Genomic DNA, 23,269 nt, shown 5'->3' on the forward strand with positions numbered 1-23,269 from the left:
TACGACCTTTGATTCTTCGAGCCCCGGTAGCCCAATTGGCAGCAGGCAACGGATTCAAAACCCGTACAGTGTCGGTTCGAGTCCGACCCGGGGCACTTTTCCTTATTTTCCAAGGTCACGGGATTCAAACGGAGGATCACGTACGCGTGGACCTCGTCTTTTTGCCGCGTGTCACCGCGGACCTCCTCTCACAGTGGCCTCATGTACGACGTCAGCACACGCAAGCGAACTCTGGCACTGGTGGCTCAGGGCCGAAGCCTGAACTCCGTCAGCAAGGAGACGGGAGTGTCCCGGGCCGCGATTCGCGCGTGGCAACACCGTCTTGAGCCGCTCCCCCGCGTGACGGCTCCAGGCCCCGGACCGCCCGCCGACGAACGCGCGTACTCCTACCTGCTGGGCCTCTACCTCGGCGACGGCTGCATCAGCACCCACCCACGCGGCACTGGTCACTACCTGCGGATCGCCTGCGCCGACGCCTGGCCAGGGCTCATCGAACTGTGCCGCGACGCCATCAAGACAGTGCAGCCCGCCGCGGGCGTCAACCTCAAACACGAGCGCCCCATCGTCCTCGCACCCTGGCAGCAGGCGATCGTCGACGCCCACCCCTGGGAGTTCGTCCGCGGCCTCGTCCATTCCGACGGCTGCCGCATCACCGACTGGACGACCCGCATCGTCGCCGGTGAGCGCAGGCGGTACGAATACCCGCGCTACTTCTTCTCCAACAAGTCCGACGACATCCGCAAGCTCTTCACCGACACACTCGACCGGGTCGGCGTCGAGTGGACGACGCTCGCCCGCGGGAACAACCCGTTCAACGTCTCCATCGCACGCAGGGCCTCCGTGGCCCTCATGGACACCCACGTCGGCCCCAAACACTGACAGGGACCCACCGGTACTACTTGGGGCTGTCGTCCTCGCCGATGTGGTGGACGCGGACCATGTTGGTCGAGCCGGAGACGCCGGGCGGGGAGCCCGCCGTGATGACCACGACATCGCCCTTGCGGCAGTGGCCGTGCTTCAGCAGCAGTTCGTCCACCTGGTCGACCATCTTGTCCGTCGAGTCGACGTGCGGGCCGAGGAACGTCTCCACGCCCCAGGTCAGGTTGAGCTGGGAACGCGTGGCCGGTTCCGGGGTGAAGGCGAGCAGCGGGATCGGGGAGCGGTAGCGGGAGAGCCGGCGGACGGTGTCTCCGGACTGGGTGAAGGCGACCAGGAACTTCGCGCCGAGGAAGTCGCCCATCTCGGCGGCGGCCCGGGCGACCGCGCCGCCCTGGGTGCGGGGCTTGTTGTTCTCGGTCAGTGGCGGCAGCCCCCTGGCGAGGATGTCCTCCTCGGCGGCTTCGACGATCTTCGCCATGGTGCGGACGGTCTCGACGGGGTACTTGCCGACGCTGGTCTCGCCGGAGAGCATCACCGCGTCGGTGCCGTCGATGACCGCGTTGGCGACGTCGGAGGCCTCGGCGCGGGTGGGCCGGGAGTTCTCGATCATGGAGTCGAGCATCTGGGTGGCGACGATGACCGGCTTGGCGTTGCGCCTGGCCAGTTTGACGGCGCGCTTCTGGACGATCGGTACCTGTTCCAGGGGCATCTCGACGCCGAGGTCGCCGCGGGCGACCATGATGCCGTCGAAGGCGGCCACGATGGAGTCGATGTTCTCGACGGCCTGCGGCTTCTCCACCTTGGCGATGACCGGGAGGCGGCGGCCCTCCTCGGCCATGATGCGGTGGACGTCCTCGACGTCGCGGCCGGTACGCACGAAGGAGAGGGCGATCACGTCGAAGCCGGTGCGCAGTGCCCATCGCAGGTCGGCCTCGTCCTTGTCGGAGAGGGCCGGGACGGAGACGGCGACGCCGGGGAGGTTGAGGCCCTTGTGGTCGGAGATCATGCCGCCTTCGACGACGGTGGTGTGCACCCGGGGACCGTCGACGTGGGTGACTTCCAGGCAGACCTTGCCGTCGTCGACGAGCACGCGCTCACCGGGGGTGACGTCGTCGGCGAGGCCGGCGTAGGTCGTGCCGCACTGCCGACGGTCGCCCTCGGCGCCTTCTTCGACCGTGATGACGAAGGTGTCGCCGCGTTCGAGTAGTACCGGCCCCTCGGTGAAGTGGCCGAGGCGGATCTTCGGACCTTGAAGGTCGGCGAGCATTCCGACGCTGCGGCCGGTCTCGTCGGAGGCCTTGCGGACGCGCTGGTAGCGCTCCTCGTGCTCGGCGTAGCTGCCGTGGCTGAGGTTGAACCGGGCGACGTCCATTCCGGCCTCGACCAGGGCCTTGATCTGGTCGTACGAGTCGGTGGCGGGCCCCAGAGTACAGACGATCTTTGCTCGGCGCATGCTTCGAGCCTAGGCCTTACCGGCGGGTAGAGAATTGGTCGCGTATGACGACCCAACAACCTTTGCGTGAAGGCCTATTGACAAGTGTTGAATTGTGCGGGGGCCCGCTCTGATGAGCATCTCGCATAGGTCGAATGCGGGAATGCGGGCGCTCGCTCATTCGACACACCGGACGCCCGCTTCCGGCTCACAGCTGTGGCGGTGCCATCGTGAATTGCGCGCCGACCTGAGCGGTCACGCGCAGTTGCGGGGGTTCGAGATCGAGGGGTTCGGCGGGCTCGGCGATTTCGGCGGCGGCCGCCATCCGGCGGACCCCGCCGCCGACGGCAGGGCGTCGCGGCCGCGGTCCCTCGCTGCCGGTGTCGGCGAGTTCGATCAGGGCGACGAGGGAGGTGCCGAGGGCGCCGGCGTACTCGCGGGCGCGCTGTACCGCCTCGGCGACCGCCTGTCGTCGGGCTTCGCCGTGCACCGGTGAGTCGGGGCGCAGCGACCACCAGGGGCCGTCGACCTGGGTGAGTTCCAAGTCGGCCAGTCTGGTCGCGAGTTCGCCGAGGACGGTGAAGTCGGTGAGCTCGGCGGTGAGCTGGACCCGGCCCTGGTAGCTGCGGACCCGTTCGCCGCGGCCGCGTTCGGCGAATTCGGGGGCGATGGAGAAGGTGCCGGTCGACAGGCGGGTCACCGCTTCGCCGTAGGACTTGACGAGGTCGAGGGCGGCGGTGTTGCGGCGGGTGAGGTCGTCCAGGGTGGAGCGGCGGTCGCGGCCCCGGGCGTTCACCGTGACGCCGATCCGGACCAGCTCGGGCTCGACCTCCAGTTCGGCCTCGCCGCGTACGACGAGCAGGGGGGCCTCGGCGGTGCCCGCCGGCCGGCGGTCCTCGGGCGGGGGTGCGGTCATACGCCCCACTGTGTCACGGCATCCTCGGGTGTGCGCACCGGAGTTCACGGTCCGGGTCACCAGATCGCAACCTTCCGGACCTGTTGTCGTCGGTCATGTCCAAGACAGAATCTACGCGCGTCGTTGGCCATTTCTCGAGGAGATCAAGACATGTCCTTGAACCGTCGGAAGTTCCTGACGAAGTCCGCCGTCACCGGAGCGGGGGTCGCGGTCGCCGGTGCGGCGGCGGCTCCGGCGCGGGCCGCCCAGGCCTCCCCGAAGCCCGCCGAGCCCGCCAGGCACCCCAAGCGGTACTCGCTGACCGTCATGGGCACCACCGACCTGCACGGGAACGTCTTCAACTGGGACTACTTCAAGGACGCGGAGTACTCCGACGCCAAGGGCAACGCGCTGGGCCTGGCGCGGATCTCCACCCTGGTGAACCAGGTGCGCGAGGAGAAGGGCCGCTGCAACACCCTGCTGCTGGATGCCGGCGACACCATTCAGGGCACCCCGCTGACGTACTACTACGCCAAGGTCGACCCGATCACCGCCAAGGGCGGTCCGGTGCATCCGATGGCGCAGGCGATGAACGCGATCGGGTACGACGCGGCGGCGCTCGGCAACCACGAGTTCAACTACGGCATCGAGACCCTGCGCAGGTTCGAGAGCCAGCTGCGCTTCCCGCTGCTCGGCGCCAACGCGGTCGACGCCAGGACCCTCCGGCCCGCGTTCCCGCCGTACTTCATGAAGGAGTTCCACGTGCCGGGCGTCCCGCCGGTCAAGGTCGCCGTGCTCGGCCTGACCAACCCGGGCATCGCGATCTGGGACAAGGCCTTCGTCCAGGGCAGGCTGGCCTTCCCGGGGCTGGAGGAGCAGGCCGCGAAGTGGGTGCCGAAGCTGAGGGCGATGGGCGCGGACGTGGTCGTGGTCTCGGCGCACTCCGGCACCTCGGGCACCTCCTCCTACGGCGACCAGGTGCCCTACGTGGAGAACGCGGCCGCGAACGTGGCCAGGCAGGTGCCGGGCATCGACGCGATCCTGGTCGGCCACGCGCACGTGGAGATCCCGGAGCTGAAGGTCGTCAACGAGGCGACCGGGAGGACCGTCGTGCTCTCCGAGCCGCTGTGCTGGGCCGAGCGCCTCACCCTCTTCGACATCGAGCTGGTGTTCGCCAAGGGCGGGTGGGAGGTGGAGTCGGTCGCCGCCTCGCTGCGCAACTCCGGCACGGTCGCCGACGACCCGAGGATCACCCGGCTGCTGAAGGACGAGCACGCCAGGGTGGTGGCGTACGTCAACCAGGTCGTCGGCACCGCCACCGAGACCCTCACCACGGCCGAGGCCCGTTACCGGGACGCCCCTATCATCGACCTGATCACCAAGGTCCAGGAGGACGTGGTGAGGGCGGCCCTGGCGGGCACCGAGTACGCGGCTCTCCCGGTGCTCGCCCAGGCCTCGCCGTTCTCCCGGACCTCCCAGATCCCGGCCGGCGAGGTCACCATCCGGGACCTGTCCGGCCTCTACGTCTACGACAACACTCTGGTCGCCAAGTTGATGACGGGTGCTCAGGTCCGTGCCTATCTGGAGTACTCGGCGGAGTACTTCGTGCAGACGGCCGCGGGCGCGCCCGTCGACGTGGAGAAGCTGACCAACGCGGGCAACCGTCCGGACTACAACTACGACTACGTCTCGGGCCTGCGGTACGAGATCGACATCGCGCAGCCGGCCGGGTCCCGGATCAGGAACCTCAGCTACGCGGGCGCGGCCCTGGACGATGCCCGGCAGTTCGTGCTCGCGGTGAACAACTACCGGGCCAACGGCGGTGGCGCGTTCCCGCACGTGGCCTCGGCCAAGGAGCTGTGGTCGGAGTCGACCGAGATCCGTACCCGGATCGCGGAGTGGGTGACCGCCAAGGGTGTCCTGGACCCGAAGGACTTCGCGTCGGCGGACTGGCGGCTGACCCGCGAGGGCACGCCGGTGTTCTGACAAGACGGCGGGCGCCGGTCCGGGGGCCGGCGCCCGTCCTTCAGTCGGCGAGGGGGGTGAGCTGCCTGGGCCGCTGCCCGTTCTGTGGGGGGACCCTGTCCTCCGACCGCTCCAGGCCGAAGCTGGTGAAGGCCGTGCGGGCGGGCAGCGGATAGGGTTCCTTGCCGGTCAGGGAGTTGAGGATGGTGGCGCTGCGCCAGGCGGCGAGCCCCAGGTCGGGGGCGCCGACGCCGTGGGTGTGCAGCTCGGCGTTCTGTACGTACGCCGATCCGGTCACCGACGGGTCGAGGACGAGCCGGAACTGCTGGTCCACGCGCGGGCGTTGGCTGCTGTCCCGGCGCAGGTAGGGGTCGAGTCCGGCGAGCAGCCGGCCCAGGGGGCGTTCACGGTAGCCGGTGGCCAGCACCACGGCGTCGGTGGCGAGCCGGGAGGCGGTGCTCTGCTGGATGTGTTCGAGGTGGAGTTCGATCTTGGCGGTGGCGATACGTCCGGCCGTACGGACCTGGACGCCGGGGGTGAGGACGGCGTCGGGCCAGCCGCCGTGCAGGGTGCGGCGGTAGAGCTCGTCGTGGATGGCGGCGATGGTGTCGGCGTCGATGCCCCGGTGCAGCCGCCACTGGGAGGCGACCATCCGGTCCCGGACGGGCTCGGCCAGGGCGTGGAAGTAGCGGGTGTGGTCGGGGGTGAAGTGCTCCAGGCCGAGCTTGGAGTACTCCATGGGCGCGAAGGCCTCGCTGCGCCCGATCCAGTGCAGTTTCTCGCGGCCCGCCGGGCGGTGGCGCAGCAGGTCGAGGAAGACCTCGGCGCCGGACTGTCCGGAGCCGACGACGGTGACGTGTTCGGCGGCGAGGAAGGCCTCGCGGTGGTCGAGGTAGTCGGCGGCGTGCACGACGGGCACGCCCGGTGCCTCCACCAGGGGCTTGAGCGGGTCGGGCACATGGGGGACGGTGCCGACCCCGAGCACCACGTTCTTCGCGTAGGTACGGCCCAGTGTCTCGGCCTCCCCTTCGGCGCCGAGCCGGGTGAAGTCGACCTCGAACAGGTCGCGCTCGGAGTTCCAGCGGACCGCGTCCACCTGATGGGAGAACCGCAGCCCGGGCAGGCTCTCGGCGACCCATCGGCAGTACGCGTCGTACTCGGCGCGCCGGATGTGGAAGCGCTCGGCGAAGTAGAACGGGAAGAGCCGGTCGCGGGACTTGAGGTAGTTCAGGAAGGACCAGGGGCTGGCGGGATCGGCGAGGGTCACCAGGTCGGCGAGGAAGGGGACCTGGATGGTGGCGCCGTCGATCAGCAGCCCGGGGTGCCAGCCGAAGCCGGGGCGCTGTTCGTAGAAGACGGCGTCCAGTTCGGCGAGCGGGTGGGCGAGGGCGGCGAGGGAGAGGTTGAACGGTCCGACGCCGATGCCGACCAGGTCGCGGGGTGCGTCCTGTTCCTGGTGTGGGGGGGTGGGCAGCGAGCTCATTGGGGCGTCGTTCCTTCCACGAGTTTGAGGAGGACGGCCAGTTCGTCCGGCCGGGTGTGGGGGTTGAGGAGGGTGGCCTTGAGCCAGAGTCGGCCGTCCAGCCGGGCCCGGCCGAGGACGGCGCGGCCGTCGTGCAGCAGCCTGCGCCGTATGCCGGCCACGTCGTCGTCGGTGGCCTCGGTGGGGCGGAACAGCACCGTGCTGATGTCGGGCCGGTCGTAGAGCTCGAAACCGGGGTGCTCCCGGACCAGGGCGGCGAACTCCCGGGCTCGGGCGCAGACCTGGTCGACCAGTGCGCCGAGTCCGGAGCGGCCCAGGGTCCTGAGGGTGACCGCGATCTTGAGGACGTCGGGGCGCCGGGTGGTGCGCAGTGAGCGGCCGAGCAGGTCGGGGTAGCCGGCCTCGGTGTCGTCGTCGGCGTTGAGGTAGTCGGCGCGGTGGTGGAGTACGCCGAGTTCGGCCGGGCGGGCGACCGCGAGGAGGCCCGCGGCGACCGGCTGCCAGCCGAGTTTGTGCAGGTCGAGGGTGACGGTGTGGGCGCGCTCCAGGCCGGCCAGCTTGTCCCGGTGCCGGTCGCTGAAGGCGAGGGCGCCCCCGTAGGCGGCGTCGATGTGCAGCCGGGCGCCGTGGGCCGCGCACAGGCCGGCGATCTCGGGGAGCGGGTCGATGAGGCCGGCGTCGGTGGTGCCGGCGGTGGCGGCCACGACGAACGGTTTCGGCAGCTGGGTGAGAGCGGCGTGCAGGGCGGCCGGGTCGAGGATGCCGTTCGGTGCCGGGACGACGACCGGGTCGGGCAGGCCCAGCAGCCAGGCGGCGCGGGGCAGTGAGTGGTGGGCGTTGGCGCCGCAGATCAGCCGGACCCCGCCGCCCAGGGTCTCGCGGGCGAGGAGGAGGGCGAGCTGGTTGGACTCGGTGCCGCCGCTGGTGACCACGGCGTCGGAGAGACCGATGGAGTGGGCGAGGCCGCGGGTGACGATGGCTTCCAGGGCGGAGGCGGCCGGGGCCTGGTCCCAGGAGTCCAGTGAGGGGTTCAGGGCGCTGGCGGCGAGGTCGGCGGCGGTGGCGACGGCGAGCGGCGGGCAGTGCAGGTGCGCCGCGCACAGCGGGTCGGCGGGGTCGGCAGCGCCCGCCGCGAGGGCGGCCACCAGGGTGCGCAGGGCGTCGGGGTCGCCGTCGTCCGGGAGTACGTCGCCGACGGCGTCCGCGACCCGCTCGGCCACCGCCTCCGGGCCGCCCGCGGGCAGCGGTCCGCCACGGTCCCGGCCGCCGTCGCGCAGCGCGTCGAGCACGGTGTCGAGCAGGGGCCGCAGGGCGTCGGGGCCCTGGGGTCCGGATGCGAGGGGCGGCGTGCTCATGGGTCTCCTCGGGGCGCCGGCCGAAAGGGGTTGTCCGCGGGGGGAGTTCCAGCTTGTACGAGATCGGGTCTGCGCGCCCCCGAAGCTCAACGATCGGAACCCGAAAGTGGGTACTGCCGTGCGGGGAAAACGTGTCGGGGCGGCTGTGCCGGAGCAGGTGGTGACGGGGCGTTGAGACCGGGGCTGACCGGGGTTAACGTCGGTCGGGTGGTTGACGCGTGGATGATCGACGTGCCCGGTGAGCGGGTGCTGGTACGGGAGCCGCTGCCTATGGACGAGGCGCCGCTGCTGGATCTGTTCGAGGCGTGCGAGGACTGGTTCGTGGCGGCTACGGGGCTGCCGTCCGGGCCGGGTGATGTGCAGAGCCTGTTCTACGGGCTGCCCGAGGGCGCCGACCCGGACGACAAGGTGCTGCTCGTACTGGAGCGGGACGGGGTCGTGTCGGGCCTGGTGGACGCGGTGCGCAACCATCCGGTGCCGGGCGCGGTCGCGGTGGGCCTGTTCCTGCTGGCGCCCTGGGCGCGGGGCCGGGGCCTGGGGCGGGCGCTGGCCGAGTCGCTGCTCGCGCATGCCGAGGGGGTGTCGCTGGTGACGGCGAGCGTGCCGCCGGGCTGGCGGTCCGGGGAGTGTTTCCTGGAGCGCCTCGGCTTCACGCTGGGCGCACAGGCGCCCCGGGCGGCCGAGGTGGGCAACCGGCGCGCGGGTCCGCGGGAGGGTGGCGTGCGGCGGGCGGAACTGCGGCCGTCGACGGGCTGAGGTCCCGGCTCAGGGCGTCGGTTCGCTCACGGCTGGAAGTCGGCCGCGTGGTCCTCGGCCCACTGTCCGAAGGTGCGGGCCGGGCTGCCGGTGATCTCCTGGACCGTGGTGGTGATCTCGGGGGCGACGCCGACGGTGTCGGCGAAGGTCCTCAGCAGGCCCCTGACCAGTTCCGGCGGCGTCCGCGGGAAGAGCAGCGGGCCCGCTTCCTCCGGTTCCACCTCGACGAAGGCCAGGTCCCGGCCGACGGCCGCGCCGATCGCGGCGATCTGGTCGGTGTTGGTGGTGGCGGCGGGCCCGGTGAGGCGGTGCGCGGCGCCCTCGTGGCCGTCGTCGAGGAGGGCGCGGGCCGCGACGGCGGCGATGTCGTCCTCGTGGACGGGGGCCGTGAGCATGTCCGCGAAGACACCGCGGACGGTGTTGCCGCTCCGGATCTGGGGCGCCCACTGGAGGGCGTTGACGGCGAACGCGTTGGGGCGCAGGAACGTCCAGGCGAGGCCGCTGTCGCGGATCTGCCGCTCGGCGGTGGCGTGCATGGCGTGGATGGGGTGGGTCTCGTCGGCGCCCTCGCGGATGATCCCGGAGGAGAGCAGGACGGCCTGCCGCACCCCGGCCGCGCGGGCCGCGTCCAGCAGCTCGGGCATCCGTCCGCCGGCGCCCTGGACGTACAGGAAGACCTTGTCCGCGCCCTCGAACAGGGCGGCAAGGCCGTCCGGCCGGAACTTCACCACCTCGGCCCTGTCGGGCAGTGCGGCCCGCTCCGGGGCACGGGTGAGCGCCCGTACGGGAGCTCCGGCGGCGACGAGGCGGCCGACCAGGGCGCGGCCGACGTTGCCGGTGGCACCGGTCACTACGATCACGGGTCTCTCCATGGGCCGGCGGTGCTTGTCCGGCACCGAGCCTAGGAGCGGCGGCGGGCCCCCGCATCGTCATCGGGGACCAGCCGCGCCCGTGTCGTCCTACGTCGGCGGCCCTACGCCTCCCGGATCCGCAGTGCCCTTTCCAGGTCGTCGAGTTCGTCGGTCAGGCGGCGGCGCAGAGCGGTGACGGGGTCGCCGTCGCGCAGGCAGGCCCGGCCCAGGGCGAGGTTCTCGGCGTCGACGGCGTGGGAGGGGAAGGCCTCCCGGCCGGCGACGGCCGCGATGGCGGGGCCGCGCCGGGCGGCGACGGCGGCCGCCTCCTGGTAGTAGCGCGGCACGTACTCCCTCACCAGGTCGGCCTGTTCGGGGTGCCAGAAGCCCTGGGCGGTGGCGGTGAACAGGTAGTTGGACAGGTCGTCGCCGGTGAACATCGCCTCCCAGGCCCTGCGCTTGGCCTCGGGGTCGGGCAGCGCGGCCCGGCAGCGGGCGGCGCCCTCCTGGCCGCTGGCGCTGGGGTCGCGGGCCAGCTCGGCGGCGATCTGCGCCTCGTCGGTGGCGCCGAGGACGGCGAGCCGGCTCAGGATGCGCCAGCGCAGCTCGGGGTCGAGCTCGGGGCCGCCGGGCACCGTGCCCTCGGTGAGCCAGGCGGCGATGGTGTCGGGGTGGGCGGCCGCGCGGACGAAGTGGCGTACGGCGATCAGGCGCAGGCCGGGGTTGTCGCCGTCCTCGGTGCGCCGGATGAAGTCGCGGCACAGGGCGGAGACGGTGGCGAGGGCGGCCGGACGGTCCTCGGGCCTGAGGTACCGGTCGACGACGTGGACCGTGGTGAAGGCCAGCACGCCTTGGACGAGGGCGAGGTCGGTCTCGCGCGGGAGGTGGGCGCGGGCGGTCTCCAGGTAGTCGGCGGGCGGGAGTTCGCCGTCGCGGACCGCGTCCCGCAGGGCGTTCCACACCACCGCGCGGGTGAGCGGGTCGGGCAGGCCCGACAGGTCGGCGCGGACCGCCTTGGCGGACTCGGCGTCGAAGCGGACCTTGGCGTAGGTGAGGTCGCCGTCGTTGAGCACGAGCAGTGCGGGGCGCTTGCCGACGGCCTGCGGAGTGTTCTGCGGGACGTCGAGGTCGATGCGCTCGCGCAGGGTGAGCCCGCCCGCGTCGGCGAGGTCCCGGTCGTAGACGCCGACGCAGACGCGGTGCGGGCGGTTGCCGGCGTGCTCGACGGTGAGGGTGCGGGTGCCGTCGGGGGCGGTGGCGAGGACCGGGGTGAGGGTGTCGACGCCGGTGGTGCGCAGCCAGGCGTCGGCCCAGGCGTGTACGTCGCGTTCGGTGCCGGCGGCCAGGGAGTCGATGAAGTCGGCCAGGGTGGCGTTGCCGAACCGGTGCCGCCGGAAGTGGATGTTGATGCCGGCGAGGAAGTCCTTCTCGCCCATCCAGGCGACCAGTTGGCGCAGTGCGGAGGCGCCCTTGGCGTAGGAGATGCCGTCGAAGTTGAGCAGGGCGGCGGCGGTGTCGTCGACGGCCTCGGGGGCGACCGGGTGGGTGGAGGGGCGCTGGTCGGCGTCGTAGCCCCAGGCCTTGCGGGCCACGCCGAAGTCGACCCAGGTGTCGGCGAAGCGGGTGGCCTCGGTGAGGGTCTGGTAGCCCATGTACTCGGCGAACGACTCGTTCAGCCAGATGTCGTCCCACCACTTCAGGGTGACGAGGTCGCCGAACCACATGTGGGCCATCTCGTGGGCGATGACCATCGCGCGGGTCTGCCGCTCGGTGTCGGGGACGGCCGAGCGGTAGACGAACTCGTCGCGGAAGGTGACCAGGCCGGGGTTCTCCATGGCGCCGGCGTTGAACTCGGGGACGAACGCCTGGTCGTAGGAGTCGAAGGGGTAGGGCTCCTCGAACTTCTCGTGGTAACGGTCGTAGCAGGCGCGCGTGATGTCGAGGATCTCCTCGGCGTCGGCGTCGAGGTGCGGCGCCAGCGAGCGGCGGCAGTGGATGCCGAAGGGCAGGCCGCGGTGCTCGGTGCGCACCGAGTGCCAGGGGCCGGCGGCGACGGCGACCAGGTAGGTGGAGACCAGCGGGGTGGCGGCGGCCCGCCAGCGGCCCTCGCCGAGGTGCTCGGTGACCCCGTTGGCGAGCACGGTCCAGTCTTCGGGGGCCCTGACGGTCAGCTCGAAGACGGCCTTCAGGTCGGGCTGGTCGAAGGCGGCGAAGACGCGCTGTACGTCGTCGAGGAAGAGCTGCGTGTAGACGTAGGTCTCGTCGTCCGTGGGGTCGGTGAAGCGGTGCATGCCCTCGCCGGTGCGGGAGTAGCGCATCGTGGCGTCGACGCGCAGCTCGTGCTCCCCGGCGGCGAGGTTCTTCAGGGGCAGCCGGTCCTCGTGCAGCGTCCCGGGGTCGAGGGGTTGTCCGTCGAGGCTGACGGCGCGCAGTTCGGCGGGCTTCATCTCGACGAAGGTGTCGCCGTCGGACCGGGCCGTGAACCTGATCACGGTGCGGGAGTCGAAGGTCTCGTCCCCGGTGGTCAGGTCGAGGTCGATCGTGTAGCGGTGGACGTCGAGGAGCTCGGCGCGGCTCTGCGCTTCGTCGCGAGTCAGTACGGACATGCGGGCCATGCTGCCCGATGACACCGACAACGCACAGGGGTGGGGGTGTTACGCGGCTTATGTCCGCTCCTGGCCGTGGCGTGGGAGGAGACGGCGCTGGTGGGCGCGGTGCGGCCGGCGGCGGGCCGGCCGGGGCCGCTCCACGGGGCGGGCGGCCGGGTCAGCGCGCGTCCGCCGCCTCCTCGCCGACGGTGTCCTCGGCGATGGACTCGTGGTGTCTGATCACCTCGGCGATGATGAAGTTCAGGAACTTCTCGGCGAAGGCGGGGTCGAGCTTGGCGTTCTCGGCCAGGGCGCGCAGCCGGGCGATCTGACGGGCCTCGCGGGCCGGGTCGGCCGGGGGCAGCCGGTGGACGGCCTTGAGGTGCCCGACCTGCTGGGTGGCCTTGAAGCGTTCGGCGAGCATGTGGACGACGGCCGCGTCGATGTTGTCGATGCTGTCGCGCAGCCGGCCGAGCTCGGCGCGGACGGCGGGGTCGACGTCACCGGTACCGGTGTTGCTGGTGGTCATGGGCGTCAACCCTAAGGGGACGACGCCGTGATCACTAAGGGCCGTCGCCCGTGCCGTCCGCGTCGAGGCCGTCGTGCCAGTCGTCGGGGACGGCGCGGCTCTGCTGGGTGCGGAAGCGTACGGGGGCCGTGCCGACCCGGCGGGTGAACAGGCGGGAGAAGTAGGCCGGGTCGTCGTAGCCGACCCGGCGGGCGACGGCGGCGACGGAGAGTTCGGTGGTGGCGAGGAGTTCCTGGGCCCGGCCGAGCCGGATGCCGATCAGGTAGTCCCTGGGGCTGCACCCGGCGATCCGGCGGACGGCGGTGCGCAGCTCGGCCGGGGTCATGCCGTGCCGGGCCGCGTGGCCGGCGACGGTCATGCCGGTGCAGGCGTCCCGGGCGAGCGCCTGCAGCACCGGGTCCCCGTCGGGGCCGAGGTCGGCACGCGCGCGGCGCAGGGCGACCAGGAGCTCGTGCACGGCGGCGCCGGTCTCGGCCTCCAGGAGGGGGTTGCCGTGGCGGGCGGCCCGGGCGATCTTGGCGATGACGTCCCGGGGTCCGGCGGCGTCCGCGAGGGGCACCACGGGCCGCTCGGGCTCGATGTAGCCGAGTTCCGTGTAGGTCGCGGTGTCGGGCCCGGTGAAGGTGACGAAGCCCTCGTCCCAGCCGCTGTCCGGGTCGGGCCCGTAGTGGTGCGGGACGCCCGGCGTCAGCCACACCAGCGCGGGCGCGGTGACCGTCGTACGGCGCCCGTCGGGTGTGCGGTACCAGCCCCGGCCGGAGCTGATGACCACGGCGACGTGCCCGTCGAGCACGCGCGGGCCGACGGCGGGCACCGCGCCGTACTGGAGGCCGACGCCCTGGCAGACCAGGCCGAGCCGGTGGTGGACGGGGCCTGGTGTGAAGAACCGCATCCAGGTGTGGAACACCGGCGCTCCGCCCGCCACTGCGCGCCCCCTCTCCGGCGTCTTCCGTCCAAGTGCTGCTGATCTTTGTCCATGGTGCCGACGGCCGCCAGGGGCGAAGGTGGGCGCATGACCGACTTCACGGTGGGCGAGACGGATTTCCTGCTCGGCGGGCGGCCGGTGCGGCTGCTGTCCGGTGCGCTGCACTACTTCCGGGTGCACGAGGAGCAGTGGGGTCACCGGCTGGCGATGCTGCGCGCCATGGGGCTGAACTGTGTGGAGACCTACGTCCCGTGGAACCTGCACGAGCCGCGCCCGGGCTCCTTCGACGACGTCGGCGCCCTCGGCCGGTTCCTGGACGCGGCGCGGGACGCGGGCCTGTGGTCCATCGTGCGCCCGGGACCGTACATCTGCGCGGAGTGGGAGAACGGCGGTCTGCCGCACTGGGTGACGGGCGAGCTGGGGGCCCGGGCGCGCACGCGTGACGAGCGTTTCCTGCGGCACGTGGACCGCTGGTTCCACCGGCTGCTGTCCGAGGTCGTGCCCCGGCAGCTGGACCGGGGCGGCCCGGTGATCATGGTCCAGGTGGAGAACGAGTACGGCAGCTACGGCTCCGATGCCGAGTACCTGGCGCACCTCGCCGGGCTGCTGCGCGCCGAGGGCGTCACGGTGCCGCTGTTCACCTCGGACGGACCCGAGGACCAGATGCTCACCGGCGGCTCGGTCCCGGGGCTGCTGGCGACGGTGAACTTCGGCTCCCAGGCGCGCGCGGCCTTCGAGACGCTGCGCCGGCACCAGCCGCGGGGTCCGCTGATGTGCATGGAGTTCTGGTGCGGCTGGTTCGACCACTGGGGTGGCGAGCACGTCGTGCGGGAGGCGGCGGACGCGGCCGAGGTGCTGCGGGAGATCCTGGACTGCGGGGCCTCCGTGAACGTCTACATGGCGCACGGCGGCACCAACTTCGCCGGCTGGGCGGGCTCCAACCGGCCCGGCGGCGAGCTGCACGAGGGCCCGCTGGAGCCCGACGTGACGTCGTACGACTACGACGCGCCGATCGACGAGTACGGCCGCCCCACGGAGAAGTTCTGGCGCTTCAGGGAGGTGCTGGCCGGCTACCACGCCGAGCCGCTGCCCGAACCGCCGCCCGCTCCCGACGGGTTGGTCTCGGCGGCGGACGTGGCGGTCACCGGCTGGGCACCCCTGGCCGGTGTCCTGGAGGCGCTCGGCGGCCCGGAACGCGTCCACGCCGTGCCGCCCACCTTCGAGGAGCTGGGCGTCGGCCGGGGCCTGGTCCGCTACGAGGCGGACGTGCCGGGACCCCGCCGGCCGTATCCGCTCACCGCGCGGGGGCTGCGCGATCTGGCGGTCGTGTACGTCGACGGGGAGCGGGCCGGCGTGCTCACCGAGGACGAACCCCAGCTGGGGAAGCCGATCGCCGGCCCCGCGCGCGTGGAGCTCTGGGTGGAGTCGCTGGGCCGCGTCAACTACGGTCCCCGCTCCGGCGAGACGAAGGGCATCACCGGCGGCCTCCTGCACGAGCGCCAGTTCCTGCACGGGGTACGCGCGCGTGGCCTGGATCTGGACGCGTTCGAGGGGGGCGTGGCGGCGGTGGCCTTCGGTTCGCTCCCTCCGGACGGCGCACCCGGGCTGTACCGGGGGACGGTGACGGTCCGCGGGGCCGGTGACGCCCGTGTCGAACTCCCCGGCTGGACCCGGGGCTTCGTCTGGGTCAACGGCTTCAACCTGGGCCGCTACTGGTCGGCGGGCCCGCAGGAGTCCCTGTACGTGCCGGGTCCAATCCTGCGGGAGGGCGCGAACGAGGTGTGGATCCTGGAACTCCAGGACTCGGATCGAGGGGCGGTACGGCTGGCGCCCCTCTAGGGCGTGTGTCCGGGGAGAAGTGCGGCCACCGCCGCGTGGGCGCGCTCGGCTCCGCCGGCCCGCAGTGTCCGAACAACCCTCGGCCCCCCGATCTCCCCCGTCCCCCGCATAATGTGAAAGACAGCTCCAGCGGCGTCGGTGGGGGTGGAAGACGTGGCGAACGGCGGCCCGGTGGAACACGGCTACCCGCACCTGGACACCGTGCGGGCCGCCGTCACGGCGTTGTACCGGCGGCTGTCGTACGACACCGTCCAGACCTTCGCCACCAGCGTGCTCCCCGCCGACGTCGCGTTCTGTGACACCGACGACCTCCACCTCGGCGCCCAGCGGGTCGCCCACGAGATGGTCCGGCACTTCCGGCTGCCGGACGCCCGGATGATCGTCGGCTTCCGGGAGATGACCCACGCCGCGAACGTCGAACTCACCGCGGGACCCGAGTACTTCATCGAGCTGAACGACCGGTTCCGCACCCATCGCCGGGACATCGGCGCGGCCCTCGCCCACGAGGTGATGCACGTCTATCTGCACCGGCTGGACCTGTCCTTCCCGAGCACCGCGGAGAACGAGATCCTCACGGACACCGCGACCACCTACCTGGGCGCGGGCTGGCTGCTGCTCGACGCCTACCGGGAGCACGGGGAGGCGTCGCAGAAGCTCGGCTACCTCACCCCGGAGGAGTTCGGCTACGTCCTGGCGAAGCGGGCGCTGGTCTTCCACGAGGACCCGTCCGTCTGGTTCACCAGTCCGCAGGCCTACACGGCGTACGAGAAGGGCATGGCCCGGGCCCGCCAGGACGGGGAGCAGCCGCCGCTCACCGCGGCGGGCTGGGCGGGCCGCCGCCGCTACGCCCGGGACCGCCGGCACGCTCCCGCGGCGGCTCCGGCCCCGCGGTCCGGCACCGCCTACACCTTCACGCCCGACGACGGCGGCCGGCTGCGGGTCTCCTTCCCGTGCCCGACCTGCCACCAGCGGATCAGGGTGCCGGTGCGGGGCCGGGTCCGGGCCCGGTGCTCGCTGTGCCGGACGGTGCTGGAGTGCGACACCTAGGGTCCGCCCCCTCAGGCTCCGTACACCGCCCCCGGCGTCGCCGCGCCGGCCAGCAGTTCCCGTGCCGTCTCCCCCGCCTCGGCCGGGGTCCGGCGGGCGCCCTTGTCGGCGGTCGGCCCCGCTCGCCAGCCCTCCATGACGGTGATCCGGCCGCCCTCGGTCTCGAATACCCGCCCGGTGACTCCCGCGCTCGCGGCGGAGCCCAGCCAGACCACGAGCGGGGAGACGTTCCCGGGTGCCATGGTGTCGAACCCGGAGCCGGGGGCGGCCATGGTCGCGGCGAACGTGCGCTCGGTCATCCGGGTGCGGGCGGCCGGGGCGACGGCGTTGACGTGGACGCCGTAGCGGGCCAGTTCGGCGGCCGCGACCAGGGTCAGGCCGACGATGCCGGCCTTGGCGGCGCTGTAGTTGCCCTGCCCGACCGAGCCCAGCAGTCCGGCGCCGCTGCTGGTGTTGACGATCCGGGCCGCCGGGGTGCGGCCCGCCTTGGCCTCGGCCCGCCAGTGCGCGGCCGCGTGCCGCAGCGGCAGGAAGTGTCCCTTGAGGTGCACCCGCACGACCGCGTCCCAGTCGTCCTCGCCGAGGTTGACGAGCATGCGGTCGCGCAGGAAGCCGGCGTTGTTCACGAGGGTGTCGAGCCGGCCGTAGCTCTCCACGGCCGTCGCGATCAGCGAGGCGGCCCCGGCGGTGGTCGCGACGTCACCGCCGTGCGCGACCGCCTCGCCACCGGCCGCGCGGATCTCGTCCACGACGGTCCCGGCGGGGCTGTCCGGGCCCGGCCCGCCGTCGAGGCCGACGCCGAGGTCGTTGACGACGACCCGGGCGCCCTCGGCGGCGAAGGCCAGCGCGTGCGCCCGGCCGAGCCCGCGCCCGGCGCCGGTGACGACCACGACCCGGCCCGCGCAGATTCCGCTCATCTCAGTCCTCCTGGTCGGACGGCTTGTTGGCAGTTGCGGCATCGAGAAAGGGCGGCCGTTCCCCGCCGCCGTGCACGAGCAGGCTCGCCCCGCTGATGTAGGCGGCCGCGTCGGAGGCGAGGAAGAGCGCGGCGGCGCCGACGTCGGACGGGGCGGCGAGGCGGCCGAGCGGGACGGTGCGGGAGACGGCGTCGATGCCGTCCCGACCGCCGTAGTGGAGGTGGGCCAGCTCGGTGCGGACCATGCCGACGACCAGCGTGTTGACCCGGACCTGCGGTGCCCACTCCGCCGCCATGGACCGGGCGAGGCTCTCCAGTCCCGCCTTGGCCGCGCCGTAGGCGGCCGAGCCCGGCGAGGGGCGGCCGCCGCTGACGCTGCCGATCATCACCACGGCTCCCCGGGCCCGGCGCAGGTGTTCGTACGCGGCGAGGGAGGCGGTCAGCGGGGTGAGGAGGTTCAGTTCGATCACCCGGGCGTGCCGTTCGGCGTCCGCTTCGGCGAGCCGCCGGTAGGGGGTGCCGCCCGCGTTGTTGACGAGCACGTCGACCCGGGGCAGGGCGTCGAAGAAGGCGCGCACGGCGGGCGGGTCGCGCAGGTCGAGGGGGGTGAACTCGACGCGTTCGAGGGGTTGTCCGGGCGGTCGGCGGGCACAGGTCACCACGTGTGCGCCGGCGTCGGCGAAGGCCCGGGCGATCCCGGCGCCCACGCCCCGGGTACCGCCGGTGACCACGACGGTCCGGCCGCGCAGCGAGTCGTCCGCGGCGCCTCGCGCCAGGTTTTCCACAGGGCCTCCCGCTCGCTCGCACCGGCTGCTAGCTTCGAAGCCTCACACCTAACAAATGTTTGGTGGAAAGGTTGTTGAGTGCGAAGGTAGCTGATGCGTCCATGGGTGTCTCCACCTCGTTTCCGGAAAAGGGCGTCGCGCTGGTCACCGTCGACCACCCGCCGGTGAACGCGCTGCCGGTGCGCGGCTGGTCCGCGCTGGCGGAGGCGGTGTCCGCGGCGGGCCGCGACCCCGGCACCCGGTGCGTGGTGCTGGCCGCACGGGGCCGCGGATTCAACGCGGGCGTGGACATCAAGGAGATACAGGCTTGCGGGCACGAGGCGCTGCTCGGCGCCAACCGGGGCTGCGCAAAGGCCTTCGCGGCGGTGTACGACTGCGAGATTCCGGTGGTGGCGGCCGTGCACGGCTTCTGCCTGGGCGGCGGGATAGGCCTGGTGGGCAACGCGGACGCGATCGTGGCGAGCGAGGACGCCGTCTTCGGGCTGCCCGAGCTGGACCGGGGCGCCCTGGGCGCGGCCACGCATCTGGCCCGGCTGGTCCCGCCGCATCTGATGCGGACGCTGTACTACACCTCGCGCACGGCGACCGCGGCCCAGCTGCACGCGCACGGCTCGGTGTGGCGGGTGGTGCCGCGCGGGGAACTGCTGTCCGCGGCGATGGAGCTGGCGCGGGAGATAGCCGCCAAGGACGGCCGGCTGCTGCGCCTGGCCAAGGCCGCCATCAACGGCATCGACCCCGTCGACGTGCGGCGCAGCTACCGCCTGGAACAGGGCTTCACCTTCGAGGCCGCCCTCAGCGGGGTGGCCGACCAGGTCCGTGACACCTTCGGGAAGGAGGGTGCGGGGAGTGACTGACAAGACGATGACCGCCGACGAGGCCGTCGCCCGGCTGTGCAGCGGCATGACCCTCGGCATCGGTGGCTGGGGTTCCCGACGCAAGCCGATGGCCCTGGTCAGAGCAGTGATCCGGAGCGGCATCAACGATCTGACCGTGGTCTCCTACGGCGGCCCGGACGTCGGGATGCTGGCCGCGGCCGGCCGGGTGCGCAGGCTGGTGACGGCCTTCGTCACCCTCGACTCCATCCCGCTGGAACCGCACTACCGGGCGGCGCGCGAGCGCGGGGCCCTCGAGCTGACGGAGGTGGACGAGGGCATGTTCATGTGGGGCCTGCGGGCGGCCGCCGACCGCCTGCCGTTCCTGCCGGTGCGCGCGGGGATCGGCTCGGACGTCATGCGGGTCAACCCGGGTTTACGGACCGTCACTTCGCCGTACGCCGACGGGGAGACGTTCGTGGCGATGCCCGCGCTGCGCCTGGACGCGGCCCTGGTCCACGTCAACCGCGCCGACCGGCTGGGCAACGGGCAGTATTTGGGCCCGGACCCCTACTTCGACGACCTGTTCTGCGAGGCGGCGGATGCGGCCTACGTCTCCTGCGAACAGATCGTGGACACCGCCGAGCTGACGAAGGCGGCTGCCGCGCAGTCACTGCTGATCAAGCGGCTGCACGTGACGGGGGTCGTGGAGGCCCCGGGTGGCGCGCACTTCACCTCCTGCGCGCCCGACCACGGGCGGGACGAGGACTTCCAGCGGTTGTACGCGAGGACCCCGTGGGCGAAGTTCTCCGAGCGATTCCTGGCCGGGGACGAACAGGACTACCACGCGGCCGTGCGGAACTGGCAGGAGGAGCGGGGCTGATGGAGGTACTGCGCGCCGACCACTGCGTCATCGCCTGCGCCGAGGCCTGGCGCGGCTGCGGTGAGATCCTGGCGAGCCCGATGGGCCTGATCCCCTCCCTGGGCGCCCGGCTGGCCCGGCACACCTTCGCCCCGGACCTGCTGCTGACCGACGGGGAGGCGCTGCTGGTCCGCCCGGACGGCACACCCGAGGGCTGGCTGCCCTACCGGCAGCACCTGGCCCTGGTGTCAGGTGGCCGCCGGCACGTGATGATGGGTGCGAGCCAGCTCGACCGGTACGGCAACCAGAACATCTCGGCCATCGGCGACTGGCCCCGGCCCCGTCGCCAGCTGCTCGGGGTCCGTGGTGCGCCCCTGAACACGCTGAACAACCCGACCAGTTACTGGGTCCCGAAGCACTCGCGGCGGGTGTTCGTGGCGAAGGTCGACATGGTGTGCGGGGTGGGGTACGACCGGGTCGCCGAGCACCCCGGCACGGAACGCTTCCACCGCATTCCGAGGGTCGTCACCGACCTGGGCGTCCTCGACTTCGAGACCCCGGACCGCTCGATGCGGCTGGCCTCGCTGCATCCTGGGGTGAGCGTCGAACAGGTGCGGGAGGCCACGGACTTCGAGCTGACCGTCCCGGACGAGGTGCCGTACACCCGCGATCCCACCCCCGGGGAGCTGCGGCTGATCCGCGAGGTGCTGGATCCGGCCGGCGCGCGAACGAAGGAGGTGGCGGGCTGATGGAGACCGCGCTCACCCGGCTGACCGGGGTCCGGCATCCGATCGTGCAGACGGGGATGGGCTGGGTGGCGGGCCCCCGTCTGGTCTCCGCGACCGCCAACGCCGGGGCCCTCGGCGTCCTGGCCTCGGCGACGATGACCCTCGACCAGCTGCGGGCCTCGATAGCCGAGGTGCGGTGCCGCACGGACGCCCCGTTCGGGGTGAACCTGCGGGCGGACGCGGCCGACGCGGGCGAGAGGGTGCGGCTGATCGTCGACGGGGGTGTGCGCGTGGCGTCCTTCGCGCTCGCCCCCGCCCCCGGGCTGATCGCCGAGCTGAAGGAGGCGGGCGTGGTGGTGATCCCCTCCGTGGGAGCGCGGCGACACGCCGAGAAGGTCGCGGCGTGGGGTGCGGACGCGGTGATCGTGCAGGGCGGTGAGGGCGGCGGGCACACCGGCGATGTGGCGACGAGCGTACTGCTGCCGCAGGTGGTGGACGCGGTGCGGATACCGGTGGTGGCCGCCGGAGGGTTCTTCGACGGCCGGGGACTGGTGGCGGCGCTGGCCTACGGGGCGGCGGGGGTGGCGATGGGCACCCGCTTCCTGCTCACCTCGGACTCCACGGTGCCGGACGCGGTGAAGGCGAGGTATCTGGCGGCCGCGGTCAAGGACGTCACGGTGACCAGGGCGGTGGACGGCCTGCCGCACCGGATGCTGCGCACCCCGCTGGTCGACTCCCTGGAGAACACCGGCCGGACCCGGCGGCTGCTGCGGGCGGTGCGCCACGCGGCCGCCTTCCGGGGCCTGTCCGGCCTCACCTGGCGGCAGCTGCTCCGCGACGGTCTCGCCCTGCGGCACGGCAGGAACCTGACCTGGAGTCAGGTCCTGCTCGCCGCGAACACGCCGATGCTGCTCAGATCGGCGATGGTCGACGGCCGCACGGACGTCGGGGTGATGGCGTCCGGCCAGGTCGCCGGCGTGATCGACGACCTGCCGTCGTGCGCGGAGCTGGTGGACAGGGTGATGGCCGAAGCCCGGGAAATCATCGGTGCGCTGCCGGGGACGGGTGCCTCAATGCGCGGATGACGGAGACGGTCGGCAGACCGTGGGGAATCGATGTGGTCGACCGGGCGGACTTCGACGTGCGCGACAAGCCGGCCCTGCGGGACGAGGCACGCCGCGAGGCGGTAGCGGCGGCCCGCCGCAGGGCCGGGGTGTCCACGGAGGCGGCGGGCGTGCCGCTCGGCACGGTGCTGCACATCACGGACGTGGCCGCCGGGTCGGTGTACAGCCGGTATCAGGGCCACGTGGGCGGGGGCGGCGGCTCGGCCGGGTGATCTGGCGCCGGGCACGGTGGAGGTGTCGGTGGCCGTGCCGATGGGCTCCCCTCTCGGACGCTGACCCGGCGGGCAGGAAGTCTGCCGGGCCGGCGCCTTTGGCCCGTCAGAGCCGCTCGATGATCGTCACGTTCGCCTGGCCGCCGCCCTCGCACATGGTCTGGAGGCCGAAACGGCCCTGGGTGCGCTCCAGTTCGTGCAGAAGGGTGGTCATCAGCCGGACGCCGGTGGCACCGAGGGGGTGGCCGAGGGCGATCGCGCCGCCGTTGACGTTGACCTTGGCGGGGTCGGCGCCGGTCTCCTTGAGCCAGGCGAGGACGACCGGGGCGAAGGCCTCGTTGATCTCGACGAGGTCGACGGCGTCGATGGTGAGGCCGGTCTTCTTGAGGGCGTGCGCGGTGGCCGGGATCGGGGCGGAGAGCATCCGGATGGGGTCCTCGCCGCGGACGGAGAGGTGGTGGACGCGGGCACGGGGCCGCAGCCCGTGTTCGCGGACCGCCCGCTCGGAGGCGAGCAGCATGGCGGCGGCACCGTCGGAGACCTGTGAGGAGCAGGCGGCGGTGATGGTGCCGCCGTCGACGACCGGCTTCAGGGCGGCCATCTTCTCCAGGGAGGTGTCGCGGCGCGGGCCCTCGTCCACGGCGACCGGGCCGTAGGGCACGATCTCGCGTTCGAAGCGGCCCTCGTCGATGGCGCGCAGTGCCCTGCGGTGGGAGTTCAGGGCGAACTCCTCCTGGTCCCGGCGGCTGACGCCCCACTTGGCGGCGATCGTCTCGGCGCCTGCGAACTGGTTGACGGGCTGTCGGCCGTACCGCGCCCGCCAGCCGTCACTGCCGTGGAAGGGGCCCTCGGTCAGCCCCAGCGGCTCGGCGGCCTGCCGGGACGCGAAGGCGATCGGGACCTGGGACATGTTCTGGACACCGCCCGCGACCACCAGGTCCTGGGTGCCGGAGAGCACGGCCTGCGCGGCGAAGTGCACGGCCTGCTGCGAGGAGCCGCACTGCCGGTCGACGGTCACGCCCGGCACCTCCTCGGGCAGCCCGGCCGCCAGCCAGCAGGTGCGGGCGATGTCACCGGCCTGCGGTCCGACCGCGTCGAGGCAGCCGAAGACGACGTCCTCGACGGCGGCCGGGTCGATGCCCGACCGCTCGACCAGGGCGGTCAGCACATGGGCGCCCAGATCGGCCGGGTGGACCCCGCTCAGTCCGCCCCGGCGCCGCCCGACGGGCGTGCGTACCGCTTCGACTATGTAGGCCTCGGCCATGTCAGCGACTCCCTCGGCAGAA

General features: G+C 72.5%; 21 protein-coding genes and 1 tRNA gene. 11 read left to right on the plus strand and 11 right to left on the minus strand.

The window, feature by feature from the left end; genetic code table 11:
• Nucleotides 1-20: 20 nt before the first annotated feature.
• Together ACZ4O3_RS16600 and ACZ4O3_RS16605 are read left to right on the plus strand one after the other, a co-directional pair.
• Nucleotides 21-95 (plus strand) — tRNA-Leu (locus ACZ4O3_RS16600).
• Nucleotides 96-201: 106 nt separating this feature from the next.
• Nucleotides 202-879, plus strand: a complete 678-nt coding sequence (locus ACZ4O3_RS16605) for a helix-turn-helix domain-containing protein (RefSeq protein WP_467722656.1) — start codon at nt 202-204, stop codon at nt 877-879.
• A gap of 16 nt (nt 880-895) precedes the next feature.
• Here the strand turns inward: ACZ4O3_RS16605 and pyk are convergent, their stop codons facing one another.
• Together pyk and ACZ4O3_RS16615 are read right to left on the minus strand one after the other, a co-directional pair.
• Nucleotides 896-2,332: a pyruvate kinase gene (pyk, locus tag ACZ4O3_RS16610; protein WP_467722658.1), complete on the minus strand. Its 1,437-nt coding sequence runs from the start codon at nt 2,330-2,332 to the stop codon at nt 896-898.
• 187 nt (nt 2,333-2,519) lie between these two features.
• Nucleotides 2,520-3,227 carry an SIMPL domain-containing protein gene (locus tag ACZ4O3_RS16615; protein ID WP_467722659.1) on the minus strand — a complete coding sequence of 236 codons (708 nt, stop codon included), beginning with the start codon at nt 3,225-3,227 and terminating at the stop codon, nt 2,520-2,522.
• A gap of 150 nt (nt 3,228-3,377) precedes the next feature.
• On the opposite strand from ACZ4O3_RS16615, the gene ACZ4O3_RS16620 reads away from it, so the two are divergent.
• Nucleotides 3,378-5,192, plus strand: a complete 1,815-nt coding sequence (locus ACZ4O3_RS16620) for a bifunctional metallophosphatase/5'-nucleotidase (RefSeq protein WP_362727156.1) — start codon at nt 3,378-3,380, stop codon at nt 5,190-5,192.
• A 40-nt stretch (nt 5,193-5,232) separates the two neighbouring features.
• On the opposite strand, the gene ACZ4O3_RS16625 is transcribed toward ACZ4O3_RS16620, so the two are convergent.
• Entirely contained in the window at nt 5,233-6,654 is a 1,422-nt protein-coding gene (locus tag ACZ4O3_RS16625; RefSeq protein WP_467722661.1) for a lysine N(6)-hydroxylase/L-ornithine N(5)-oxygenase family protein, read from the minus strand.
• On the minus strand, nt 6,651-8,009 hold the full coding sequence (locus tag ACZ4O3_RS16630; RefSeq protein ID WP_467722662.1) for a pyridoxal phosphate-dependent decarboxylase family protein: 1,359 nt from the start codon (nt 8,007-8,009) through the stop codon (nt 6,651-6,653). The genes ACZ4O3_RS16625 and ACZ4O3_RS16630 overlap by 4 nt, the downstream gene beginning before the upstream one ends.
• A 207-nt stretch (nt 8,010-8,216) precedes the next feature.
• Between ACZ4O3_RS16630 and ACZ4O3_RS16635 the strand changes: the two genes are divergently transcribed.
• On the plus strand, nt 8,217-8,765 hold the full coding sequence (locus tag ACZ4O3_RS16635) for a GNAT family N-acetyltransferase (RefSeq protein WP_362731211.1): 549 nt from the start codon (nt 8,217-8,219) through the stop codon (nt 8,763-8,765).
• 26 nt (nt 8,766-8,791) lie between these two features.
• On the opposite strand, the gene ACZ4O3_RS16640 is transcribed toward ACZ4O3_RS16635, so the two are convergent.
• The 4 genes from ACZ4O3_RS16640 to ACZ4O3_RS16655 form a co-directional block, all read right to left on the minus strand.
• On the minus strand, nt 8,792-9,625 hold the full coding sequence (locus ACZ4O3_RS16640; RefSeq protein ID WP_467722664.1) for an NAD(P)H-binding protein: 834 nt from the start codon (nt 9,623-9,625) through the stop codon (nt 8,792-8,794).
• A gap of 113 nt (nt 9,626-9,738) precedes the next feature.
• Nucleotides 9,739-12,222 carry an aminopeptidase N gene (gene pepN / locus ACZ4O3_RS16645; protein WP_467722666.1) on the minus strand — a complete coding sequence of 828 codons (2,484 nt, stop codon included), beginning with the start codon at nt 12,220-12,222 and terminating at the stop codon, nt 9,739-9,741.
• A 160-nt stretch (nt 12,223-12,382) separates the two neighbouring features.
• Entirely contained in the window at nt 12,383-12,733 is a 351-nt protein-coding gene (locus ACZ4O3_RS16650) for a chorismate mutase (protein WP_384987939.1), read from the minus strand.
• Between the two features lie 34 nt (nt 12,734-12,767).
• On the minus strand, nt 12,768-13,640 hold the full coding sequence (locus ACZ4O3_RS16655) for a helix-turn-helix domain-containing protein (protein ID WP_467722668.1): 873 nt from the start codon (nt 13,638-13,640) through the stop codon (nt 12,768-12,770).
• Between the two features lie 105 nt (nt 13,641-13,745).
• On the opposite strand from ACZ4O3_RS16655, the gene ACZ4O3_RS16660 reads away from it, so the two are divergent.
• Together ACZ4O3_RS16660 and ACZ4O3_RS16665 are read left to right on the plus strand one after the other, a co-directional pair.
• A complete protein-coding gene (locus ACZ4O3_RS16660) occupies nt 13,746-15,497 on the plus strand; it encodes a glycoside hydrolase family 35 protein (protein ID WP_467722670.1) in 1,752 nt (583 codons plus the stop codon).
• A 153-nt stretch (nt 15,498-15,650) separates the two neighbouring features.
• A complete protein-coding gene (locus ACZ4O3_RS16665) occupies nt 15,651-16,544 on the plus strand; it encodes a hypothetical protein (protein ID WP_384988309.1) in 894 nt (297 codons plus the stop codon).
• A gap of 11 nt (nt 16,545-16,555) precedes the next feature.
• On the opposite strand, the gene ACZ4O3_RS16670 is transcribed toward ACZ4O3_RS16665, so the two are convergent.
• Nucleotides 16,556-17,461, minus strand: coding sequence for an SDR family oxidoreductase (locus ACZ4O3_RS16670; RefSeq protein ID WP_467722672.1), 906 nt, complete (start codon nt 17,459-17,461; stop codon nt 16,556-16,558).
• Nucleotide 17,462: 1 nt separating this feature from the next.
• Nucleotides 17,463-18,245 carry an SDR family oxidoreductase gene (locus ACZ4O3_RS16675; protein ID WP_467722674.1) on the minus strand — a complete coding sequence of 261 codons (783 nt, stop codon included), beginning with the start codon at nt 18,243-18,245 and terminating at the stop codon, nt 17,463-17,465.
• Between the two features lie 101 nt (nt 18,246-18,346).
• On the opposite strand from ACZ4O3_RS16675, the gene ACZ4O3_RS16680 reads away from it, so the two are divergent.
• The 5 genes from ACZ4O3_RS16680 to ACZ4O3_RS16700 are packed head-to-tail and all read left to right on the plus strand — an operon-like array spanning nt 18,347 to nt 21,983.
• Complete coding sequence (locus ACZ4O3_RS16680) at nt 18,347-19,099, plus strand: enoyl-CoA hydratase family protein (protein WP_467722676.1); 753 nt, start codon at nt 18,347-18,349, stop codon at nt 19,097-19,099.
• Complete coding sequence (locus tag ACZ4O3_RS16685; protein ID WP_467722678.1) at nt 19,092-19,940, plus strand: CoA transferase subunit A; 849 nt, start codon at nt 19,092-19,094, stop codon at nt 19,938-19,940. Before ACZ4O3_RS16680 ends, ACZ4O3_RS16685 begins: the two co-directional genes overlap by 8 nt.
• A complete protein-coding gene (locus tag ACZ4O3_RS16690; RefSeq protein WP_467722680.1) occupies nt 19,940-20,668 on the plus strand; it encodes a CoA-transferase subunit beta in 729 nt (242 codons plus the stop codon). The genes ACZ4O3_RS16685 and ACZ4O3_RS16690 overlap by 1 nt, the downstream gene beginning before the upstream one ends.
• Nucleotides 20,668-21,732 (plus strand): NAD(P)H-dependent flavin oxidoreductase, encoded by a 1,065-nt coding sequence (locus tag ACZ4O3_RS16695; protein WP_362722980.1) that lies wholly within the window; start codon nt 20,668-20,670, stop codon nt 21,730-21,732. The genes ACZ4O3_RS16690 and ACZ4O3_RS16695 overlap by 1 nt, the downstream gene beginning before the upstream one ends.
• The gene (locus ACZ4O3_RS16700; RefSeq protein ID WP_362722983.1) at nt 21,729-21,983 is read left to right on the plus strand and encodes an SIMPL domain-containing protein; all 255 of its coding nucleotides are present in this window, start codon (nt 21,729-21,731) and stop codon (nt 21,981-21,983) included. Before ACZ4O3_RS16695 ends, ACZ4O3_RS16700 begins: the two co-directional genes overlap by 4 nt.
• A gap of 106 nt (nt 21,984-22,089) precedes the next feature.
• Here ACZ4O3_RS16700 and ACZ4O3_RS16705 read toward each other — a convergent pair whose 3' ends face one another.
• Nucleotides 22,090-23,247, minus strand: a complete 1,158-nt coding sequence (locus ACZ4O3_RS16705; protein WP_467722682.1) for an acetyl-CoA C-acetyltransferase — start codon at nt 23,245-23,247, stop codon at nt 22,090-22,092.
• Between the last annotated feature and the right edge of the window lie 22 nt (nt 23,248-23,269).

The sequence above is a fragment of the Streptomyces sp. NPDC026515 genome (assembly GCF_055567595.1).